Annotated in this window: 17 protein-coding genes; 13 read left to right on the top strand and 4 right to left on the bottom strand. The window is 54.9% G+C overall.

The genetic code is table 11. The features are described from left to right. Positions 1-111 precede the first annotated feature (111 nt). The 6 genes from KXU80_RS15235 (at position 112) to KXU80_RS15210 (ending at position 7,344) form a co-directional block, all read left to right on the top strand. A complete protein-coding gene (locus tag KXU80_RS15235) occupies positions 112-522 on the top strand; it encodes a hypothetical protein (protein WP_219834119.1) in 411 nt (136 codons plus the stop codon). Positions 523-852: 330 nt separating this feature from the next. Continuing rightward, the gene (locus KXU80_RS15230) at positions 853-1,284 is read left to right on the top strand and encodes an NUDIX hydrolase (protein ID WP_219834118.1); all 432 of its coding nucleotides are present in this window, start codon (positions 853-855) and stop codon (positions 1,282-1,284) included. A 282-nt stretch (positions 1,285-1,566) separates the two neighbouring features. Further along, complete coding sequence (locus KXU80_RS15225; protein WP_219834117.1) at positions 1,567-2,529, top strand: ABC transporter permease; 963 nt, start codon at positions 1,567-1,569, stop codon at positions 2,527-2,529. Between the two features lie 14 nt (positions 2,530-2,543). Continuing rightward, positions 2,544-3,443, top strand: a complete 900-nt coding sequence (locus KXU80_RS15220) for a carbohydrate ABC transporter permease (RefSeq protein ID WP_219834116.1) — start codon at positions 2,544-2,546, stop codon at positions 3,441-3,443. An 84-nt stretch (positions 3,444-3,527) separates the two neighbouring features. Then, entirely contained in the window at positions 3,528-5,309 is a 1,782-nt protein-coding gene (locus KXU80_RS15215; protein WP_219834115.1) for an extracellular solute-binding protein, read from the top strand. A gap of 142 nt (positions 5,310-5,451) precedes the next feature. Further along, on the top strand, positions 5,452-7,344 hold the full coding sequence (locus tag KXU80_RS15210) for a sensor histidine kinase (RefSeq protein ID WP_219834114.1): 1,893 nt from the start codon (positions 5,452-5,454) through the stop codon (positions 7,342-7,344). A gap of 2 nt (positions 7,345-7,346) precedes the next feature. Here the strand turns inward: KXU80_RS15210 and KXU80_RS15205 are convergent, their stop codons facing one another. Both KXU80_RS15205 and KXU80_RS15200 read right to left on the bottom strand, forming a co-directional pair. After that, positions 7,347-8,891 carry a response regulator gene (locus tag KXU80_RS15205; RefSeq protein ID WP_219834113.1) on the bottom strand — a complete coding sequence of 515 codons (1,545 nt, stop codon included), beginning with the start codon at positions 8,889-8,891 and terminating at the stop codon, positions 7,347-7,349. Between the two features lie 208 nt (positions 8,892-9,099). After that, a complete protein-coding gene (locus KXU80_RS15200; RefSeq protein WP_219834112.1) occupies positions 9,100-9,993 on the bottom strand; it encodes a helix-turn-helix transcriptional regulator in 894 nt (297 codons plus the stop codon). Positions 9,994-10,190: 197 nt separating this feature from the next. Here KXU80_RS15200 and KXU80_RS15195 point away from each other — a divergent pair, with 197 nt between their 5' ends. Continuing rightward, positions 10,191-11,144 (top strand): glycoside hydrolase family protein, encoded by a 954-nt coding sequence (locus KXU80_RS15195; RefSeq protein WP_219834111.1) that lies wholly within the window; start codon positions 10,191-10,193, stop codon positions 11,142-11,144. A gap of 341 nt (positions 11,145-11,485) precedes the next feature. On the opposite strand, the gene KXU80_RS15190 is transcribed toward KXU80_RS15195, so the two are convergent. Then, positions 11,486-12,415: an AraC family transcriptional regulator gene (locus KXU80_RS15190; protein WP_219834110.1), complete on the bottom strand. Its 930-nt coding sequence runs from the start codon at positions 12,413-12,415 to the stop codon at positions 11,486-11,488. Positions 12,416-12,602: 187 nt separating this feature from the next. On the opposite strand from KXU80_RS15190, the gene KXU80_RS15185 reads away from it, so the two are divergent. From KXU80_RS15185 to KXU80_RS28090, 6 genes are all read left to right on the top strand, one after another. Then, the gene (locus KXU80_RS15185) at positions 12,603-13,337 is read left to right on the top strand and encodes a ThuA domain-containing protein (RefSeq protein ID WP_219834109.1); all 735 of its coding nucleotides are present in this window, start codon (positions 12,603-12,605) and stop codon (positions 13,335-13,337) included. A 374-nt stretch (positions 13,338-13,711) separates the two neighbouring features. Continuing rightward, positions 13,712-14,326 carry a M15 family metallopeptidase gene (locus KXU80_RS15180; RefSeq protein WP_258171023.1) on the top strand — a complete coding sequence of 205 codons (615 nt, stop codon included), beginning with the start codon at positions 13,712-13,714 and terminating at the stop codon, positions 14,324-14,326. Positions 14,327-14,419: 93 nt separating this feature from the next. Further along, positions 14,420-15,526: a sugar ABC transporter substrate-binding protein gene (locus KXU80_RS15175; RefSeq protein WP_219834108.1), complete on the top strand. Its 1,107-nt coding sequence runs from the start codon at positions 14,420-14,422 to the stop codon at positions 15,524-15,526. A gap of 99 nt (positions 15,527-15,625) precedes the next feature. After that, a complete protein-coding gene (locus KXU80_RS15170) occupies positions 15,626-17,149 on the top strand; it encodes a sugar ABC transporter ATP-binding protein (protein ID WP_219834107.1) in 1,524 nt (507 codons plus the stop codon). Then, positions 17,146-18,132 (top strand): ABC transporter permease, encoded by a 987-nt coding sequence (locus KXU80_RS15165; RefSeq protein ID WP_219834106.1) that lies wholly within the window; start codon positions 17,146-17,148, stop codon positions 18,130-18,132. Before KXU80_RS15170 ends, KXU80_RS15165 begins: the two co-directional genes overlap by 4 nt. Before the next feature lie 141 nt (positions 18,133-18,273). Further along, positions 18,274-18,402: a hypothetical protein gene (locus KXU80_RS28090; RefSeq protein WP_258171022.1), complete on the top strand. Its 129-nt coding sequence runs from the start codon at positions 18,274-18,276 to the stop codon at positions 18,400-18,402. Between the two features lie 125 nt (positions 18,403-18,527). Here the strand turns inward: KXU80_RS28090 and KXU80_RS15160 are convergent, their stop codons facing one another. Then, entirely contained in the window at positions 18,528-19,334 is an 807-nt protein-coding gene (locus tag KXU80_RS15160; protein ID WP_219834105.1) for a class I SAM-dependent methyltransferase, read from the bottom strand. Between the last annotated feature and the right edge of the window lie 58 nt (positions 19,335-19,392).

Below are 19,392 nucleotides of genomic sequence, written 5' to 3'. Positions count from 1 at the left end.
TTGATCTCATTCCCGATGAAAGGCAGGAATCGCATAACACTAAAGGGCAGATAATGCGTAACAAACTCTTTGCATACTGCGTTTAAGATATAATTGGGATTGCAAGGAGGAATGATTTTTATTCGACAAAAGACGCTCGTCACGTTGGCATTGCTACTTCTCGTTATCCTTTTCATTGTCCTATGGTTCGTATCGGGTGGAAGAGGCAGTACAGTCAAGAGCTTCGAGGATTCGATCGAAACGATACAAAATCGCGAATTTCTCGTGAACTGCTCTGATGAAGTCAACCGCGGCAAACACGGAGCAATCGACGATGTCGGTTACTTATGCAACATCAAAGTAACGAGCGAAACCAAGCTTGCGGACGCCGACGGGAAGCCGCTTCGGTTTGAAGATTTCGCGTATGGCGATACGATTCGGATTACATTCTCCAAAGGTAAAAACATCAGCAGCAATAAGAAGAGAACATTCGACGCGGCCGAAATCATTCGACTACAGCAAGCATTGGGTGTTCAGGAGTAGTATTAAATTCATCCAAGCTAGAGGGCAGAGTAGATGTCATTGTTAAACTAACTGGGAACGTTAGCGTTCAATAATAGAGCAGCAGCTCAGACTTTTTTTCTCGTCTGATATGCTGCTGTTCCGTTTTTAGGGGTCAGTCTAATACTTATTTTTCAGAGCCTGACGGGTTTGGCAATTCGAAACACCGCACGAATTCAATACATCCAGTCTAATACTTTATTTTCTTAAGACAGGAGGCGGAACTGTGCCGCGTCTAAAGCATCTAAACAAGTCTTCGTTTGAGTATTATAATAAATGGATTTACTGGGCTTAGTTAACACGGAGGATACCATGAGAACCCCAATTTTCTTCGGAGCCGTCCATCTCCTCTTCTATCGGAACGAGGAAGTGCTGCTCCTGAAAAGAAAGAATACCGGCTTCGAAGACGGCAAGTGGAGCGTCGTGGCAGGACGGATCGACGGCGGAGAAGAAGTGAAATCGGCCGCGATTCGGGAAGCCAAGGAAGAAGCGGGCGTCGATATTTTGCCCGAGGACCTGGACATCGCGGGCGTGATCCATCGCAAGAACGGAAACACGGAATGGATCGATTTCTATTTGAACGTTCGCGCTTGGCGCGGAGTGATCGTCAATGCCGAACCGCATAAATGCGAAGCGCTGCAGTGGTTCGACCGCAGGGCGCTGCCGGAGCCGATGATCGGTTATATCCGCACGGCCATTGGGAAGAACCGCGGCGAGATGTGGTTTGATAGCTTAGGCTGGTAAGCTGGAGAAGGTTGAGACCGGGATCAAAATACTGAAATTAAGCGGCAAGTCGTCGGCATTCTCCCTGCGATCTGGTTTTTTGGTTTTCAGCCGCAGGGATGCATCGCTCTTTATCATTGCGGGACCGACCATTAGGTCGGCCTTTTTTTTTGATCCTGGACGCAGGCAGCAAACGACTCCAAAACCGTATCAGCATTCGAAATTATTATTATTTGCAGCGCCTCCTCTGCTCGCTACACTGAATATGACAGCGCATCCATAACTGAAAGGAGCATGACTTCCATGAAAACTGCCGCTGAACCGAGGGCCGGTACCCTAGCTCCGAAGAAGGATTCCAACGCGCAGAAACGAGCCGGCTTTCAGCTGTTTCTGCTGACAACGCCGCTGCTGGCCGTCGTCCTTTTATTTTGTTATTACCCGCTCTATGGTTGGATTTATGCGTTCTTCGATTATCATGCCGGGATGAAGCTGTCGGATACGCCGTTTGTCGGCTTGAAGCACTTCGCCGCGCTGGTGGACAATGCGGTGACACGGGAAGACATCGTTCGCGTGCTGCGCAATACGTTTGCGATCAGCTTTCTGGGCATTCTGACATCGCCCTTGCCCGCGATCTTCGCGATCTGCTTGACGGAAGTCCGCTTCAAGCGATTTCAGCGTCTTGTGCAAACGCTTACGACGCTGCCGAATTTCATCAGCTGGATTCTGGTCTACGCCGTCGCTTGGTCGGTCTTCTCCGTAGGGGACGGATTCCTCAACCGCTTCCTGCTCGCGGCGGGCCTCATCCATAATGAAATCAATTTCCTAGCCACGGACAGTCATATCTGGCTGACGATGCTGGCGTACGCGACCTGGAAAGGCCTCGGCTGGAGCGCGATTATCTACCTTGCCGCGATTGCCTCGATCGAACAGGAGCTGTACGAAGCGGCGACCGTCGACGGAGCCGGCCGTTTTGCGCGGATTTGGCATATTACCGTACCGGGCTTGATGCCGACATTCTTCGTGCTGCTGCTGCTGTCGATCGCCAACTTCATCAACAACGGACTGGAGCAATATTTCGTCTTCCAGAACCCTATGAACAAAGGCGGCATCGAGGTGCTTGACCTGTTCGTGTACAACCAAGGGATGCTTGGCAACGATATTCCGTTCGCCACGGTCGTCAGCATGCTGAAGTCGGTCGTCAGTATCGTGCTCTTGTTCGCCGCGAACGCGATGTCACGGGCAATCCGCAAAGAATCGATTATTTAAGGAGGTCTACCCGGATGCTGCATGAGGAGCGAACGCTCGGCAACCAACTATTTAACGTCATGAATATTATCGCCTTCACCTTATTTACGCTGGCTTGCATTTTCCCGTTCTACTACATCTTCATTAACACGATCAGCGATAACAAGCTCGCTTCGACCGGGCAAATTCTGCTGCTCCCGAAGGGGACGCACTTCCATAATTACGTCGAAGTGTTCAAGATCAAGGGACTGTGGAACGCCGCGTTCATCTCGGTCGCCCGCACCGTTCTCGGCACGCTGCTGACCCTGGTGGGTTCGGCCTTCCTCGGCTACGCGTTCTGCCGGGGCGAATATTGGAAGCGGACGTTCTGGTACCGGTTCGTGATCGTGACGATGTACTTCAATGCGGGATTGATTCCTTGGTTCGTGACAATGAAAAATTTAGGCATGCTAAATAACTTTCTGGCCTATATCCTGCCCGGCTTGGTGTCGCCTTTCTTCGTGATTTTGTTCAAAACCTACGTCGAGCAAATTCCGCCGGCCCTGGAAGAGTCGGCGCAGCTCGACGGAGCCGGCTATATGGTGCGGTTCACACGGGTCGTGCTTCCGCTCTCGATGCCGATTTTGGCCACCATCGGCGTATTCGCAAGCGTCGGACAATGGAATGCCTTCATGGATACGCTGTTTCTGATGCGGGATGCCAAGCTGTATACGCTGCAATTCGTGCTGTATCAGCATCTGAGCGAAGTGAACGCGCTGGCGGCGCTGATGCGTTCCTCGTCGAGCGGCCAGCCGATCGACCCGTCGCGGCTGCTGACGGCGACTTCGATTCGAATGACGATCTCCATCGTCGTGGTGCTGCCGATTTTGTGCGTGTATCCGTTTCTGCAGCGTTTTTTCGTGAAGGGAATTATGATCGGTGCCGTCAAAGGCTGACGAGGCAAGCAGGATACCGTTCAGTAATGGCGTCGGGAAACCGACGATTACAATAGATAGGCATATAAATGGGAGGCAATCACGATGCGCGTGAATCGAAAAGCATTCGCGGCCGCGGCCGTCAGTCTGATGATGGTCATGAGCGCTTGCGGCAGCAACGAGAACAGCGGCAGCACAGGGAACACGGACACAGGCAGCGCAGGCAATACGGGTGCGACGGATGAAGCGAACGGAGGGACCGCCGATAACTCGGGCAGCGGAGCCGCCGCGGACAACGAAACGGTCACGCTCCAAATGTTCTCTTTGCCGGCAAATACGTCGGGCTTGCAGGAGAACTGGTGGGCCAACATTTTGCAGGAGAAGGTCGGCGTTAAGCTGGAGCTGCTGCCGTCGGGCGATCAGGGCGAGCAGAAGCTGCAGGCGCTCATGGCCGGAGGCGAGCTGCCGGACATCGTTGTATTTAAGACGCCGAAGCAGGTGTCCGACGCGGTCCGGGCGAATATGCTGCTGAACCTGGACGATTACGCAGACAAGCTGCCGAACCTGGTCAAGAATGCGGGTAAGTCGCTGCAATACTATCGGGACATCGCAAGCAACGGTACCGGCAAGGCTTACTCGGTCGGCAATGCGATCGGCAAGGGCGACGTGATGACTGAGCTTAACTACGGTCCGTCTCTGCGGTGGGATTTGTACAAGAAGCTGGGCATGCCCGAAATCAACACAATGGAGGATTACTTGCCGCTGCTGAAGAAAATGCAGGATTTGGAGCCGAAGACGGCGGACGGACAGCGCGTATACGGGTTCTCGCTATGGAAGGACTGGGACAGCATTAATATGGAGCAGGCGACGCAGCCATCCGTATGGAGCGGCATCGACACGGGGGACCAGCTCGCGCTGCCGTTCCTGCAGGTGAATATCGGAACCGGGGAAACGAAGAGCATCCTTGATGCGGACAGCGAATATATCCGCGCCCTGAAGTTTTACTATCAAGCGAACCAAATGGGGCTCGTCGATCCCGACTCCCTTACGCAGCGCTTCGATACCTCGGCACAGAAGGTGCAGCAGGGACGCGTGCTGTTCGGCTGGTGGCCGTGGTATACAGGCGGCTACAACACGCTTGAACATATGAATGCCGCCAATCCTTCAGGCTTTCGCTCCGTCCTGCCCAAAGATTACAAAGCATTCTGGTGGGGCGAGAATCCGATCGGCAGCTCGTGGTCGTTCGCGATTAGCGCTTCCTCGAAGCACGTCGATGCCGCGCTTCGTTATCTGGACTTCATGTATTCGACCGACGGCATGCAGCTGCTGATGAATGGTCCGAAGGGCGTCACCTGGGACGTGAACGACAAAGGCGAGCCTTACGTTACCGATCAGGGCTGGGATATGATCGAAAATAACAAGGATCTGCCGGGAGGCGGCAAGCTTGGGGAAGGCACAGGTACTGTGAACAGCTACGGCTTATCCGGCGCCAACCTCAATCCGTCAACGGGGCAGGCGCTCAATTACGGGTATTGGCCGTCCTCGCAAGGCCGCAATCCTTCCAAGCTGATGAAGGATTGGCAGGATACGACCGGCTTCAAATCGACGACCGAGATGCTGAAAGCCCAAAACCGGTACACGCTGACGCCGCTTGCGATGAAGCTCGTGCCGCCGATGGACGACGACATGAACGCGTTCAAGAACAAAATCGGCGACGTCGTAAAGACGAACTCATGGCTGGCCGTGTTCTCGAAGAACGAGAACGAATTTAATAGCTATGTCGACGACATGCGGAAGAAGGCCGAAGGACTCGGCGTTCAGAAGGTGCTCGACTGGGATATGCAGGCATGGAAGACCGCGCAAGAGAGCGCGGCGAAATACCAATAACGATTGCCGCCGCCGTGAAGAATATGCCGGCTGCCGATCAAGCAGGTCCTAGCGGCCTGCTTTTTTGATCTATAATGGAGGATAGGATGCTCAGGGCCAGCCCTGGCCTGGTTAAAGACAGCAATGAAGGGAAGGACATGCGATGCTTGTCATGAAACAGATGCGCAGGTGGTTTCCGCTTCGGTTCCAGAATCGGCTCATGCTGTACAATACGCTCATCTTTCTCGTCGTCGCGTATGCGCTCGCGTTTCTGGCCGTCCGTTATGCGAATCAGCTCGATACGGTGAAGCAGCTGCAGGCGAGCCGCGATGCGCTGAATGCGGTCACAAACTTTTACGACCGGAAGCACGATCAATTCGTAAATTTGCTGTTCCCGCTCTATGAGGATCCCGCCAATTACGACAAGATCAATAATCTGCTGGAAGCGAGCTCCGATCAGGACTACGAGACCGATCCGTACTTGAAGTCGGGCATCGTCAGCCTGCTGCAGAACGTGACTGTGAAGGACAGCGACATTGCGGCGATTCTGATCCGCAAGACGCGCACCGGCACCAACTTCCTGTACAGGAGCCAAAGCCGAACGATCGAGACGGTAGGGGAGAGCTTCCCGTTTGCGGATGTTTTGCGAAGTAAGCGGGGGGGCAGAAGCATTTATGGCAGCCGGCTGCTTGGCGGTACGCTGTCCCGCCCGGTCGAGGTTTACGGGATCGCGGGTGAGCTCGGCAGCCAGAACATTCGAACGAACGCCGGCCAGATTCTGATCGCATACGCGACAAGTCCGATCGATAAAATCCTGGACGCCTATTCGGGCCGCAAACAAGGGCGGTTCCTGCTGCTGACGCGGAGCGGCGATCGAATCTACGACTCCAGGGGCGAGTATGCCGCGGGACCTTGTCCATCCATAGAGCTGCTGCTCTCCGGGAAAGATCAGGCGGTCATCGACGGGAAGGCGGAATACATCCAAGTCGTCAATCAGCTGGGCCGCAATTACATCGGCGTCAATCTCGTCCCAATGGGAAAGATCGAGACGGGAAATCCCGGTCTTGCGTACAAGGTTTACGGCGCCATCACGGCGATGGCCGTTCTGTGCGCGCTGCTCTACGCCATGGCCGGATCCATTGTCGCCAAACGGCTGCATCAGCTTGTCCGGGCGATGAAGCGCGTAGGCGAGAGCGATTTGTCTTACCGGGTGCCGGTAGGCGGGCGCCATGACGAATTCGGCGAATTGGCGATTCGGTTCAATCGCATGACCGGCGAGCTGCAGGAGATGATCAAGCGGGAATATATCAGCGAGCTGCGTAAGAAGAACGCGGAGCTTCATGCCTTACAGGCAGGGATTAATCCTCATTTCCTCTACAACACGCTGGAGGCGATCCGGATCAAAGCCAATGACGAGGGTAATGCGGATGTCGCGGAGATGATCGTGCTGCTGGCTAATTTGTACCGCAGCATCGTGAAGGACGATACGTTTATTTCGATCCGCAAGGAGCTGCATCTATGCGGGATGTACATCGATATTTTCTCGATGCGCTATGCGGGAAGCCTGCCCGATTACGCGCTTGACGTCGAGCCGGGGATCATGGACTGCCTGATTCCGAAAAACCTGCTCCAGCCGCTCGTCGAGAATTATTTTGTCCACGGGCTGCGGGACAGGGAGGAAGATAATCAATTCGCCATCACGGGCAGACGGCGAGGCGAGGAGATTGAATTTGTCTTCGAGGACAACGGTCGGGGCATCGCGCCGGGGCGGCTCGCGCGAATTGCGCAGGATCTGCGCAAGGACAGCCTGGACGACACGGCAGGGAAAAGGCAGAGTTACGGCCTGCTGAACGTGCAGGAACGCATTCGGCTCGTGTACGGCAAGGACTGCGGCTTGGCGGTCGTGAGCCCGGGGCCGGGCCTCGGAACGCGCATTGTCGTCCGCATCAAGGCGCAGACCAGCACTCCCTCCGGCGATGCGCACGAGATGGGACGCGGCATGCATGGGAAGGAGAGCCCCCGGACGCGTCTAGTTGATGGTGAGGGCTCGCGGTGAGATCAACGCTCCGCAGGCATCGAAACGAGGGAGCGCCTGCGGAATTCAACCGGCGAGTAACCGTACGTCTTCTTGAACAGGCGGTTGAAGTAGCTGTGGTTCGGAATGCCGATGCGCGGCGCGATGTCGCTGATTTTCAGATCGGTTTCAAGCAGCAGCGCACGGGCGGCTTCCAAGCGGGCTTGCGCGACGTAATCGTTGAAGTATTTGCCGGTTTCGTCTTTGAACAGCTGCCCGAGATAAGCCGAGCTGACCTTCATGGACGCAGCCAGCGTCTTCAGCGAAAGCTCTTTCCCCAGCCGGAGGCGGATCTGCTCCAGCGTTTGCCGAATGAGCGGATGATACGAGCCGCTGCGTTCATGCATCGCCTTGACGGCTTCCGCGATCGCGGATTTCATCCAGTGGGTGAGCTGCTCCGGCTTCCGCGCTTCCATGAAGGTCGAAAGCTGCCGCAGCATGCTTGCAGGCAAGGCGCTTCCGACTCTGCCGGCGTCGATCGTCGACTGAACGAGCTGCAGCATGAACGGAATGGCTGACGTATGGGGATCTGCCGAAGCGCGCAAGGAATGAAGGATGGCCTGCAAGGCTTGGTCGACGCTGCCGGCTTGCAGCAGCTGGATGAACGAGACCCGGCTGAGGGCAAAGGGGTCCATCTCGGCCCCGCAGCGCCAGATCGGGACTGCGGGATTCAGATAGCGGTAATGCAGGGCAAGCCGCGCATCCGAGAAGCTTTCGTGCACGCGCGAGGACGAAGCCGTTAGCCGTCCGGCGGCCGCGAACGCGTGAATGCCGCTCGAAGCGGCTTTCTGGATGATGCTGCGAAGCATCGACTCCAGCTCGCCTTCGAGGGAGTCGTGGCTGATAATGACGACTCGGAAGGAGGTGTCCATGAAGCATTCCTTCAAGCACGGCGAAGCCGGCATGCTTCTGCACAGCTCCAGCAGCCGGGCTGCGGCAGGAATCATGCCGCAAGCTGCGGCACCCTGTTCTGTTCCATCGACGTTAACCTCGAGAACGGCTGCTCGATACGCTTCCGCTCGTAAGTCGATATGAAGCAGCTCTCCCCGCTCGAACAGCTCGAATTCCTGAATCAGGCCGTTGACCCAGCGATCCAGAATATTGGTGCGGAAGGCCACCATGTCCGGCCATTCGTGCTGAGCGTGAGAGCGGTCCCTGTCCAGATTTTGCAGCGTCTGGAGAAGCGTCTCATGCAGCTCGTTCTCGTTGATGGGCTTGAGCAGATAGTTCTCGACGTTTAGCATGAGCGCCTTTTTGACGTAGGTGAACTCGCTGTACGCGCTGATGACGATGCACCGCAGCGAGGGCTGCAGTTCCCTGGCGGCCTTAATCAGGCTGATGCCGTCGATGATCGGCATATTCACGTCGGTAATGAGCAGGTCGATCGTTTGATCAGCCATGAGATCCAGCACGTCCTGTCCGTTCGAGGCGACCGCGGCAACGTGCATGTTGTAAGCTTCCCAATCGGTATGGCTGCCGATGCCAAGCGCCGTCTGCAGCTCGTCGTCCACGATGGCCACGTTATACATAGATGCCTCACTCCTCTTCGGTTTAGGAATAACCTCGATCGTTCGAACAGGGTTTAGTGTTATGAATGCGCTATCATTATAATAAGTGTAGCGAATATGGATGTTATTCGATATAGCAATTATTTCGAATGTTGATACAGATTCCGGCAGCGGGCTCGACGCCATTGTTATGCTACCCGAAGCGGTTTCTTCTTGTACGGGTTGCTCGTCATTCCAGTTCCCGCCGATCCCCGGTTATGAACTGATTCCGGTATGCCGTAGGGCTCATGCGCGCGTACCTGCCGAAGCGGCGCGTAAAATACGCGGGGTCCTCGAAGCCCGCGTCAGCGGCGATTTCGGCAATGGGGCGATCCGTCGTTAGCAGCTGAAGCTTGGCCTGCCCCATCCGATATTCATTCACGTATTCGTTCGGCGTGCAGCCGAAGACGGCCCGCATGCAGCGCGTTATGTAAATAGGATGGTAATTCAATGCGCTGCGCAGCTGTTCGTTCGTTAATGCCTGCCGATAGTTCGCCCGCAGGTACGAGGCTGTCCGTTCGGCCAGCTTCACGACGGCGGAATCCATGCGGCCGGAATGGACATCGCCGTACATGCGGAACAGCAAATTATGAAAAATCGCCTGCCGCTTCCAACTGCTGGCCAAGTCGGATTTCGAGATCAGCGACAACAGCCCTTCGATCTCGGCATAGACGGCCGCCGGGTCCGGGAGCGTCATGAGGCGCGGCAGACGCAGGGTATGCTGCTGTCCGAAGTCTCTAACGTGGGCATGATCGGCGTTCGGTTGCGGCGAGAGATGAATCGGCCCAGGTTCGCTGCGATCCGACCACAGCGAGGTGAGCTGAAAATGAATCCAATAGAACGTTGTCTCTGCTTCGCACGGCTTCGTCGGATAATGGTGCAGGTCCGGGCGAAGAATCAGTGCCTGGCCTGCCCCGACTTCCGCGTCAATGCCTGCCTCCCCGATAAACAGCGTCCCTTGCGAGACGACGATCAGATCGAATACGCCGATCATCTGCCTTTCGACATGTTGATCTCCGGCTGCATACACATCGCGGCCGCCCGTCAGAAAATGGGGGAGCGGAGGAACTTGAACGATAATCATGGGAAGGGACCTCTCTAGCGTGATAGTTTCAATAATCCCATCTATATGTTTACTCCCATAGTACCGTGCATGCCAATTTCAAGTCAAAGTTAGCTTTAACTAGTTTCAAAAGTCCAATAAAACGTTTGGAACGGTCCTTACTGCCGCCAGTCGCCAGCCGTTATATTGAGAAGTAGACAAGGAGGCGTATCTGAATCATGAGCGAGCCATTTTGGAATCTGTTTAAGGGAAGTTATCAGCAAAACTGTTTATCATGGCATCATTCCGCCCACAATCCCGTTATACCTGCCAGCGGGGAGACGTGGCGCAGCGTCTGGGTCGCCAATCCCGATATTCTTACCTTTAACGGACGGAAGCTGCTGTATTACCGAGGTAATGGCATTCAGCCGAACACGGACGGCCAGCGGCATGACCGGCTGGCGGTTGCCGAAATTATGAGCGTCACCCGGGATACGATCGAGCTGCGCGATCTCCATGGCGGCGAGCCGATTGTCGACGTTGGCGGGCCGGACGAATTCGACGGCAAGGACGTGCTTGATCCCGCTGCCGCCTTGTTCAACGGGCAAGTGTTCCTGTACTACTCCGCCATTGGAGCGGGCCCGGATTGCGTTGGCCTAGCGGTCAGCAAGGACGGCGAAGCGTTCACGAAGGTTGGAAACATCATGGAAGGCAGGGCACCGGCCGTCGTCGTGAAGGACGATCATATTTATATGATTTACCAATTGGTCGAAAATAACGGCTACCGGCTCTACCTGTCCCGCTCGAAGGACGGCATCCATTTTGAACGTGTGTCCGAGGGGGCCATATTCGCAGGCGATCCGGGCAGCTGGGATGCCCTGTCCGTCGTGACGGCGCGGCTGCTGAAGGACGGGGACTATTACTATATGATCTACGGCGGCAGCTCTTATTTGGAGGACGAGCCGGACTTCTTCGGTTTGGCGCGTTCCACGGACCTGCTGAACTGGGAGCGCCATCCCGGCAATCCGATCTTCGGCTGCGGCGCGAAGGGCGAAGAGGACGGCGGGGCAATATGGTTCCCGGCGCTGCTCGAAACGGAGGATGCGTTCGTGATCCTATACGAGGGAAGCCGCGGCAAGTACAGCTGGGACATTTCGTCGCAGATTTGCATGGCATCGTTGCCGAAGGGGTAGTGTGTCTGGCGGGCGCTAGCAAAGCAGAAATTTGACAACATTAATTCATAAAAATGGCCCTGCAGCTGAAGAAGCTGTAAGGCCATTTTTGGTTTGTTGCCTACTCTCCCCGCTAGCTTCCTTTTCGTTCAGCCAACCGGAGCAAAGACATCACGACAAGAGACTTGAACCGTTCGTCGCTTCACAAGCAGTCCCGCAACGTCCCTTCTACTACGAATCCAAGGGAAGCATATAAGCGAGCTCGATCGTAAGCTCCAAAATCGTTAAAGGCATAGTTACGAAAATCAATGTCGATTTTATCGAGGCACTCCTTGGTTCGTTATGAGCGGTGCTGCAAGCCTTTACGAGCTCCCGCCCGCCGCATCCGCCCGCAGCCGGTCTCTAAACTGCTTCGGCGAGCAATCGTTAAGCCGGTTAAATAACTGATAGAAATGCCCGAGGTTCGACATGCCCACGGCTTCCGCTGCTTCTGCGATGCTGATGTCGGAGGTCAGCAGCAGCTGCTCCGCGCGCTTAATGCGCTTGAATACGACGAAATCGGTGAACGTCATGCCGAGCGCCTTCTTGAATGTTTTCAGAAAATGGGTGTAGCTCAAGTTCAGCATACCGCTCATCGTCTCGACGGTGAGCTTCTCGCTCAGGTGTTCCTCTACGTAAGTGATGACGGGGCGGAGCCGTTCGAATAGAAGTTCGTCATGGTAATGCAGCAGCTTCCGGCTGTCGCCGCGCAGGAGCAGCAGCAGAATCGATTTGATCCGCGAGGAAACGGCAAGCTCGTAGCCAAGCTGCATCTCGTTCATTTCCGTATAAATATCGCGGATGAGCGCGGCGATCCGCATGCGGACTTCACGGTTCTCGCTGAATATATAATTAAGCGCGCTGAGCGGGCGGATGAGCTCGGCAAAATGCATCATGCTGCTGATCGTGCTCTGGTCCCAGTATTTGCGCAGGTTGAGCTGGAATACGAGGTAGCTGAGCGGGCTGTCCTTCGTATGCATCGTGGTGTGCGGCTCGGCCGAGCCGAACAGCGCGACGTCGCCTTTGCGGAGCACCAGCTGCTCCTCGCCGTAGTAGGCAGTCATTTCGCCCCGCAGAATGAGCAGCAGCTCGATTTCATCATGGTAATTCCATAGGGGAAGCGGCTGCTTGCGTGATGCCTCCTTGCGCAGACGCTTGGTTTCAGCGGTTAATTCGGAATCGATCCGCCATATTTTGATGGCGAGGAATGGATTTTGATACGTTACATGCTCATGGTACATTTCGTCCGGCATCGCGGGTCTCCTTGTATGCAAGTCGCTGCAAGATTTCGTAACCCAAGTGTACCATAATTCGATGACCTTGCAGCCATAAATGACAGAATACCATAATAATTCAGCATCATCTGCAATCGATTCCGCCGCGTTGTCTCCCCTATAATTAAAGGCAAAACAAGTGCTTATACAGGAGGAAACGACGACGATGACGCAGCAAATCAATGTAACGATATGGAACGAATTCCGCCATGAGAAAACAAACCCGAAAGCGGGCGAAATTTATCCGGACGGCATGCATGCCGCGATTGCCGAAGGGCTGAGCGTGCAGGGCGAGCTGCGATTCGCAACGCTGGACGAGGCGGAGCACGGATTGACGGACGAGGTGTTAAACAACACTGATGTGCTGATCTGGTGGGGCCATCTCGCCCACGGCGAAGTGAAGGATGAGATCGTCGAGAAGGTCCATAACCGCGTGCTGAAAGGCATGGGTCTCATCGTGCTGCATTCCGGCCATTTCTCGAAAATCTTCAAGAAGCTCATGGGCACGTCCTGCGACCTGAAATGGCGCGAAGCCGATGAGAAAGAACGCATCTGGGTCGTCAATCCGGCGCATCCGATCGCGGCCGGCATCGGTGAATATATCGAACTGCCGCAGGAAGAAATGTACGGCGAGCACTTCGACATTCCGCAGCCGGACGAGCTGGTTATGGTGAGCTGGTTCGAGGGCGGCGAAGTGTTCCGCAGCGGCTGCTGCTATACCCGCGGCAACGGCAAAGTCTTCTATTTCCGTCCGGGCCACGAGACGTACCCGACGTACCACAACCCGCAGGTGCGCAAGGTCATTGACAACGCCGTGAAGTGGGCCGCGCCGGTAGACCGGGAATATCCGCGCTACGGCCATGCCGCTACGCCGCTCGAGCCGATCAAGGGCACCCAATAAGCTCGATTGCAACAGCAAGCCGAATGAATGCCTGGTTTACGACCGGGCTTTGTTCGGCTTTTAATAACGGGATAGGCGGACTTTCCAATTCATCGTTGTGTTCAGCATTGTAATGGCGATGACCGCGGCATACGTAATTTCTTCCTCTTCGAACTGATTCGAAGCATCGCCACGCCGATTCTGCCTTACGTACAGAGGTAATATGCGGTAGAAATACGCGCGAATAAGTCCAAGTAATGATTTTTCGATAAAAAACGACAACCATTGTCGTTTTTTTTGTTTTCTATTTCCGTTATCGGTTGTAAAATAGGATAGACTAGTAAAATAGCAATCTAGCATGAACAGGATAGCTGCTAGAAGGATGTGGAAGCAGGATGCCGGATTTACATGTTTCCGTCCCGGCCGGCCGCGGCGGCATTAACCCGATGAGGCGCAGGCAATGGCTGCTTGCTGCAATGCTGCTCTCGCTTGCGGGACTCGTCGTTATTAATTCTCCTGCAAGGGAACGAATATGGCCCCAGCCAGAGATCGATAACCTGCCGCCTGTCAACGCGCTGCATCCCGTGGTAGCAGCCAAGATGAACGCGCTGATCCAGCAGACGAAGAAAGCCGGGATCACGATTCTGATTACCGACGGCTTTCGCAGCAATCTGGAGCAGGACGTCCTGTACGAGCAGGGCAGAAGCAACGAGAAACAGGTGGTCACGAACGTCAGGGGCGGCGAATCGTTCCACAATTACGGGCTCGCCATCGATTTTGCACTGCGCACCTCGAAAGGAAATGTCATCTGGGATTTGAAGTATGACGGCAACCGCAACGGAAAGTCCGATTGGATGGAAGTGGTCGCAATCGCCAAGTCCATGGGCTTCGCATGGGGAGGCGACTGGAAGAGCTTCAAGGACTATCCGCATCTGCAGATGGATTTCGGCTATTCGATCCGCGAGCTGAAGCGGGGTAAGCGGCCGCCGGATACAATAAAAACGCCGTAAATTCTATTAATTCCTATTGACATAGTCGGATATAACACTTATAGTGGGAATCATATTCTTAGAGACATATAATATGGGGAGGAATAATCATTCATGAAACAACAGAAACGCCTGGGCTTCGTGTTAGCCCTCATCCTTGCGGCCGTACTTGTACTGTCGGCTTGCGGCAATAAAGCAGAGAATAACGCAGGAACTAATGCAGGAGCTGACGCTTCGAGCGGCAATGCAGCTGCGTCGAACCCGCTTTCAGGCAAGAAAATCGCACTTATTATGAAATACAACCAAGGTACGTTCTCCGCGCAATATATCGACGGCGTAACGAAACAAGTCGAGAAATTCGGCGGCAAGGTAACCGTGCTTGCATCGGATAATGATTTGAATAAAATGGTAACCAACTTGGATACGGCGATTAACCAAAAGTATGACGGTATCCTGCTCGACCACGGCACTGCCGATTCGCTTACGAATGGTGTTAACAAAGCACTCGCGGCGAATATCCCGATTGTTGCTTTCGATTCCGGTTTGTCGATCGAAGGCGTGACGAGCTTGGCGCAGAACGACCAAATGCTTGCTGATAAGACGCTTGAAGCAATGGCGAAAGACACTGGCGGCAAAGGTAACATCGTAAAAGTATGGGTCGCAGGCTTCCCTCCAATGGAGAGCCGTCAAATTACGTATGCAAGCTTCATGAAAAAATATCCGGACATCAAAGAAGTTGCCCAGTTCGGCGATGCGAACCAAGCACAGCTTGACGCACAAACGCGCATGGAAGCGATTTTGAAAAAATACCCTGAAAAAGGAAGCATCACGGCTGTTTGGGCAGCATGGGATGAGTTCGCTAAAGGCGTAACGAACGCAATTAAGCAAGCAGGACGTAACGAAATCAAAGTATACGGTATTGACCTCAGCGACGAAGACCTTGCGCTGATCCAAGATCCAGCAAGCCCATGGGTAGCAGCGGCAGGCGCAGATCCATCCTCGATCGGACAAGTTCAAGTACGTTACTTGTACCAGAAGCTGCACGGCGACAAGACGGATGCAACGGTTCAAATCGAGCCGGTATTCGTAAGCCGCGATGCGCTTCCGAAAGACAAAAAAGTAACGACAGCAGATCTTGGCGAATACGTCCAAGGCTGGGGCAAGAGCGAGCAAGGCAATACCGATTACCTGAAAGAGCTGGAACAATCCGCAGGTAAATAAGGGTCGGATTGTGATTGAAAGCCATTGGGTACGGCGCGGGTGAATCCCGCGCCGTTTCCTGTTGTCTATAAGTCCTGCGGGAAAGGGGTTTTTGAGCCGATGTCGACAGCAAAAGCTGCTCGGGTGCTGCAGATGAGCGGCATCAGTAAATCGTTCGCCGGTGTACCGGCGCTTAAGGGCGTGGATTTCGAACTGCGCGGCGGCGAAGTGCACGCACTGCTTGGCGCAAACGGAGCCGGCAAAAGCACGCTGATGAAAATTTTATCCGGCGCCTATGAAGGCGATACCGGAACAGTCACGATTGACGGCGAAGCGCTGCTTGTCCGCTCGCCGGCGGACGCGAAGCGATCGGGCATCCACTGCGTGTATCAGGAAGTGGATACCTCGCTTGTCCAGCACTTGAGCGTAGCGGAGAATATTATGCTGGACCGTCTTGCTTCTTCGGAAGGGAGCGCCTGGGTTTCCTGGAGCAAGCTGAACGAGGAAGCCGGGCAGGTGCTGGCTAAGCTGGGGCTGCACATTGATGTGCTTCGCAGCGTGTCCGATTTGACCCTTGCCGAGAAGCAGCTTGTGCTGATCGCGCGGCTGTTCGCGCAGGAAGCGAAATTCGTTATTTTGGACGAGCCGACGGCTCCGCTCAGCTTGGAGGAGGCAGATCGTCTCTTCGGACTGATGGAAGGCTTGAAGAAAGCCGGCATCGGCATCGTCTTCATCTCGCACCGGCTGCCGGAGGTATTCCAGGTGAGCAACCGGATCACGGTCATGAGAGACGGCGGTATTGTTATGAATGAATCCGCCTCCGACACGAATCCGAGCGACGTCATCCGGGCGATGCTTGGCAAGAGCTTCGAGGAAGAATATCCGAAGCTTGAAGCAGCCATCGGCGGACCGCTGCTCGAAGTGAAGGGCTTGGCAGCGGGAAGACGCGTCCGCGGTGTCAATCTGACCGTGAACAGCGGCGAAATTGTTGCCGTCGTCGGTCTTGTGGGCGCCGGCAAGACGGAGCTGTCCCGAATTCTGTTCGGCGCAGACGTCGCCGAGAAGGGAAGCATCCAGCTTGCCGGCAAGGAGTCACTGCCGCATTCGCCCGCCGAAGGCGTGGAGTCTGGTATCGTGCTAGTGCCGGAGGAACGGCGCAAGGAAGGCATTCTCGTTCGCGAATCCGTCTTGCACAACCTCAGCCTGCCGATCTTGAAATCGCTCAGCCGCATGGGGTTCATCTCCCGTACCAAGGAGAAGAAGCTTGCTGCGGATATTATCGGACGTCTCGGCATCAAGGCGTCCAGCCCGGATATCGAGACCGCCTTCCTTAGCGGGGGTAACCAGCAGAAGGTCGCGATCGGCAAATGGACGAACACGGATGCCAAGATTTTCGTATTCGACGAACCGACGAAAGGCGTCGACGTCGGCGCGAAGCGCGATATTTTCCGGATTATTGGCGAATTGGCGCAGCAGGGCAAGGGGATTCTCTATTTAACATGCGAATTCGCTGAGGCGCTTGGCTTGGCCGATCGAATACTCGTCCTCTGCGATGGCGAGATTGTCCGCTCATTTGCCCGCGGGGAAGCAACACAAGAAGATCTACTTTATTATGCGAGTGCGGGTAAGGAGGAATTGGCATGAACAATCGGCTGCTGCAATTCTCGTTTAAATACGGGGCGCTTATTTTTATCGGTGTTGTCCTGCTGTTCTTTTCGCTTTACAATCAATATTTCTTTACGTACGCCAACCTGGCGGACATTCTGCGTTCCATTTCCATCGTAACCTTCGTCGCGATCGGCGTGACGATCTCGCTTACGGTTGACGGCTTCGACCTGTCCGTCGGCTCGACCGTGTCGCTTGCTACGGTGCTCTCGGCGACGTTAATGGTGTGGTATCAAATGCCGCTCGTGGTCGTCATCATTGTGCCGCTCGTGTTCGGCGCGATCGTGGGGTTAATTAATGCGTTCTTGATCGTTAAGGTTCGCATTCCCGATCTGTTAGCGACGCTAGCCGTCATGTATATCGTCAGCGGCGTGCACAAGACGTATACCAAGGGCTATTCCATCTACAGCAACATGCAGATGCAGGATGGCAGCAAGGCGCCGGGCGTTATTACGCCCGAGTTTCTCTGGATCGGCCAGGGCAAGCTGTTCGGCGTACCGTTCCCCGTCATTCTGATGGTCATTGCGGTTATCGTGGCGCATCTGTTTTTCAAATACACGCGTCTTGGCAGACAAATGATCATGATGGGCGGCAATGAAGAAGCGGCTCGTCTATCCGGTCTTCGCGTAAAACGCGTGCGCACGATCGCTTACGTCATCTCCGGCGTGCTCGCGGCGATCGGCGGTATCTTGTTCGCTGCCCGTGTCGGCAATGGACAAGTGGATGCCGGCTCACCGATGCTGATGGAAGCCGTCGCAGCCGTATTCGTCGGCTACTCCGTTTTCGGTGCGGGACGCCCGAACATTATCGGCACGTTCTTCGGCGCCATTCTGATCGGGGTGCTGGTCAACGGCATGACGATGCTCAACGTCGAATACTACACGACCGATATTATCAAAGGCGCCGTATTGGTGCTCGCGCTTGCCGTGACGTTCATTCACTTGACCCGGCGCAAGGCTTGATGCGAAGCCGGTTCGGCAATCGGTAGGGCATAACAATCGCAAGACAGCAGTTCCGGAGCCGCAGAGGCGCCTTGGAGCTGCTGTTTTTTTAGGATCCCAGCATACCGTACCTGGGTGCGGACAACAGTGTGAATCAGTGATGTGAGCGAGCTCAAGAAGGACAGCCGGGTGCAGCGTTCGCACGGCGGCGTCGTCTTTCAAGAAGCGACCGCGCAGGCGAAGAGCGAGGAGCCGGATCTCGCTTCCAGTTTAAGGGGATATATGATTTAACTCGTTAAGCGATGAAGCAGAGGCAGCCCGAACGTCGGAGAGACGTAAGGGCTGCCTCCTTTGCTTTGCTGCTGCCGTGGGCTTGCCGCTTCGGGCGCTGCGCCGTGGCTGTTTAATAAAGGCGGTTAACGTTTCATGCCATGCATCGATAGCCAGTGCGGTAGCGCCGCAGAGGGGTTTTTCGTCCAATCGCACAGCTGTTCAAGCGCTTCGGCGTCGTACGTTTCTCCTTCTTCCGTCGACTCGTCGATCCAGAACGTCCCGTCGACTGCATACATTTCTTCCATATGTACGAGCTGCAGTCCGGAAGAGACCATGGCATTCATAATATCCTGGATCCGCCATTTGTATGTGGTAACTTCGCCGAAGGGACCCGTTTCATCATAGGGCTTTACGATCTGCAGCTCCTCGCGGGCCTGGATACCGAACGGGCGCAGGAAAGGATGGATGTCGTACATGATGTAGCTGCCACCTTGCTTGAGCACCCGATGCATATTCGTATACATGGCAGGAAGGTCCTGAATCCAGACATGCACGCCGTTCGAAGTGTAGACCAAATCGTATTCCCCACTGCTTATGCCCTTCAGCTGCATCGTGTCCTCGCATAGAAACCGGATGTTCCAGCCGTGCTTTCTGGCGATTTGGGAGCTATTCTCCAGCTGTCTCTCCGAGATGTCGCAAGAGGTAACGTCGGCCCCCAGCAGATGAAAGGCAAACACCGCATGATTGTCGCCGCTCGAAGGAACGCAGACGCGTTTGCCCCGCAAATCCGGCAGTGCTCTGTTTAACATGGTGAAGGTAACCGGATGAAAGGCGGATTCCGGCACATGGATGAGTTTCGTTATCGCTTCCTCGGTTCTGTAGCGGCGGTACCAGGTGTCCGACCACTCGTTCCAATTGGTTTTTACGATGTTGGTGGATGGATTGCCCATTGGCGGCGACCTCGCTTTCGATAGATGTACTTGTGGCAGTTCCTATATTGCCTTCCAC

This window comes from Paenibacillus sp. R14(2021), from assembly GCF_019431355.1.
Lineage (GTDB): Bacteria > Bacillota > Bacilli > Paenibacillales > Paenibacillaceae > Paenibacillus_Z.
This window is presented reverse-complemented; position numbering and strand designations above follow the sequence as displayed.

Coding starts and splice junctions, on each gene's coding strand:
- KXU80_RS15235 (WP_219834119.1), top strand. CDS start 112: ATGATTTTTATTCGACAAAAGACGCTCGTCACGTTGGCATTGCTACTT.
- KXU80_RS15230 (WP_219834118.1), top strand. CDS start 853: ATGAGAACCCCAATTTTCTTCGGAGCCGTCCATCTCCTCTTCTATCGG.
- KXU80_RS15225 (WP_219834117.1), top strand. CDS start 1,567: ATGAAAACTGCCGCTGAACCGAGGGCCGGTACCCTAGCTCCGAAGAAG.
- KXU80_RS15220 (WP_219834116.1), top strand. CDS start 2,544: ATGCTGCATGAGGAGCGAACGCTCGGCAACCAACTATTTAACGTCATG.
- KXU80_RS15215 (WP_219834115.1), top strand. CDS start 3,528: ATGCGCGTGAATCGAAAAGCATTCGCGGCCGCGGCCGTCAGTCTGATG.
- KXU80_RS15210 (WP_219834114.1), top strand. CDS start 5,452: ATGCTTGTCATGAAACAGATGCGCAGGTGGTTTCCGCTTCGGTTCCAG.
- KXU80_RS15205 (WP_219834113.1), bottom strand. CDS start 8,891: ATGTATAACGTGGCCATCGTGGACGACGAGCTGCAGACGGCGCTTGGC.
- KXU80_RS15200 (WP_219834112.1), bottom strand. CDS start 9,993: ATGATTATCGTTCAAGTTCCTCCGCTCCCCCATTTTCTGACGGGCGGC.
- KXU80_RS15195 (WP_219834111.1), top strand. CDS start 10,191: ATGAGCGAGCCATTTTGGAATCTGTTTAAGGGAAGTTATCAGCAAAAC.
- KXU80_RS15190 (WP_219834110.1), bottom strand. CDS start 12,415: ATGCCGGACGAAATGTACCATGAGCATGTAACGTATCAAAATCCATTC.
- KXU80_RS15185 (WP_219834109.1), top strand. CDS start 12,603: ATGACGCAGCAAATCAATGTAACGATATGGAACGAATTCCGCCATGAG.
- KXU80_RS15180 (WP_258171023.1), top strand. CDS start 13,712: ATGCCGGATTTACATGTTTCCGTCCCGGCCGGCCGCGGCGGCATTAAC.
- KXU80_RS15175 (WP_219834108.1), top strand. CDS start 14,420: ATGAAACAACAGAAACGCCTGGGCTTCGTGTTAGCCCTCATCCTTGCG.
- KXU80_RS15170 (WP_219834107.1), top strand. CDS start 15,626: ATGTCGACAGCAAAAGCTGCTCGGGTGCTGCAGATGAGCGGCATCAGT.
- KXU80_RS15165 (WP_219834106.1), top strand. CDS start 17,146: ATGAACAATCGGCTGCTGCAATTCTCGTTTAAATACGGGGCGCTTATT.
- KXU80_RS15160 (WP_219834105.1), bottom strand. CDS start 19,334: ATGGGCAATCCATCCACCAACATCGTAAAAACCAATTGGAACGAGTGG.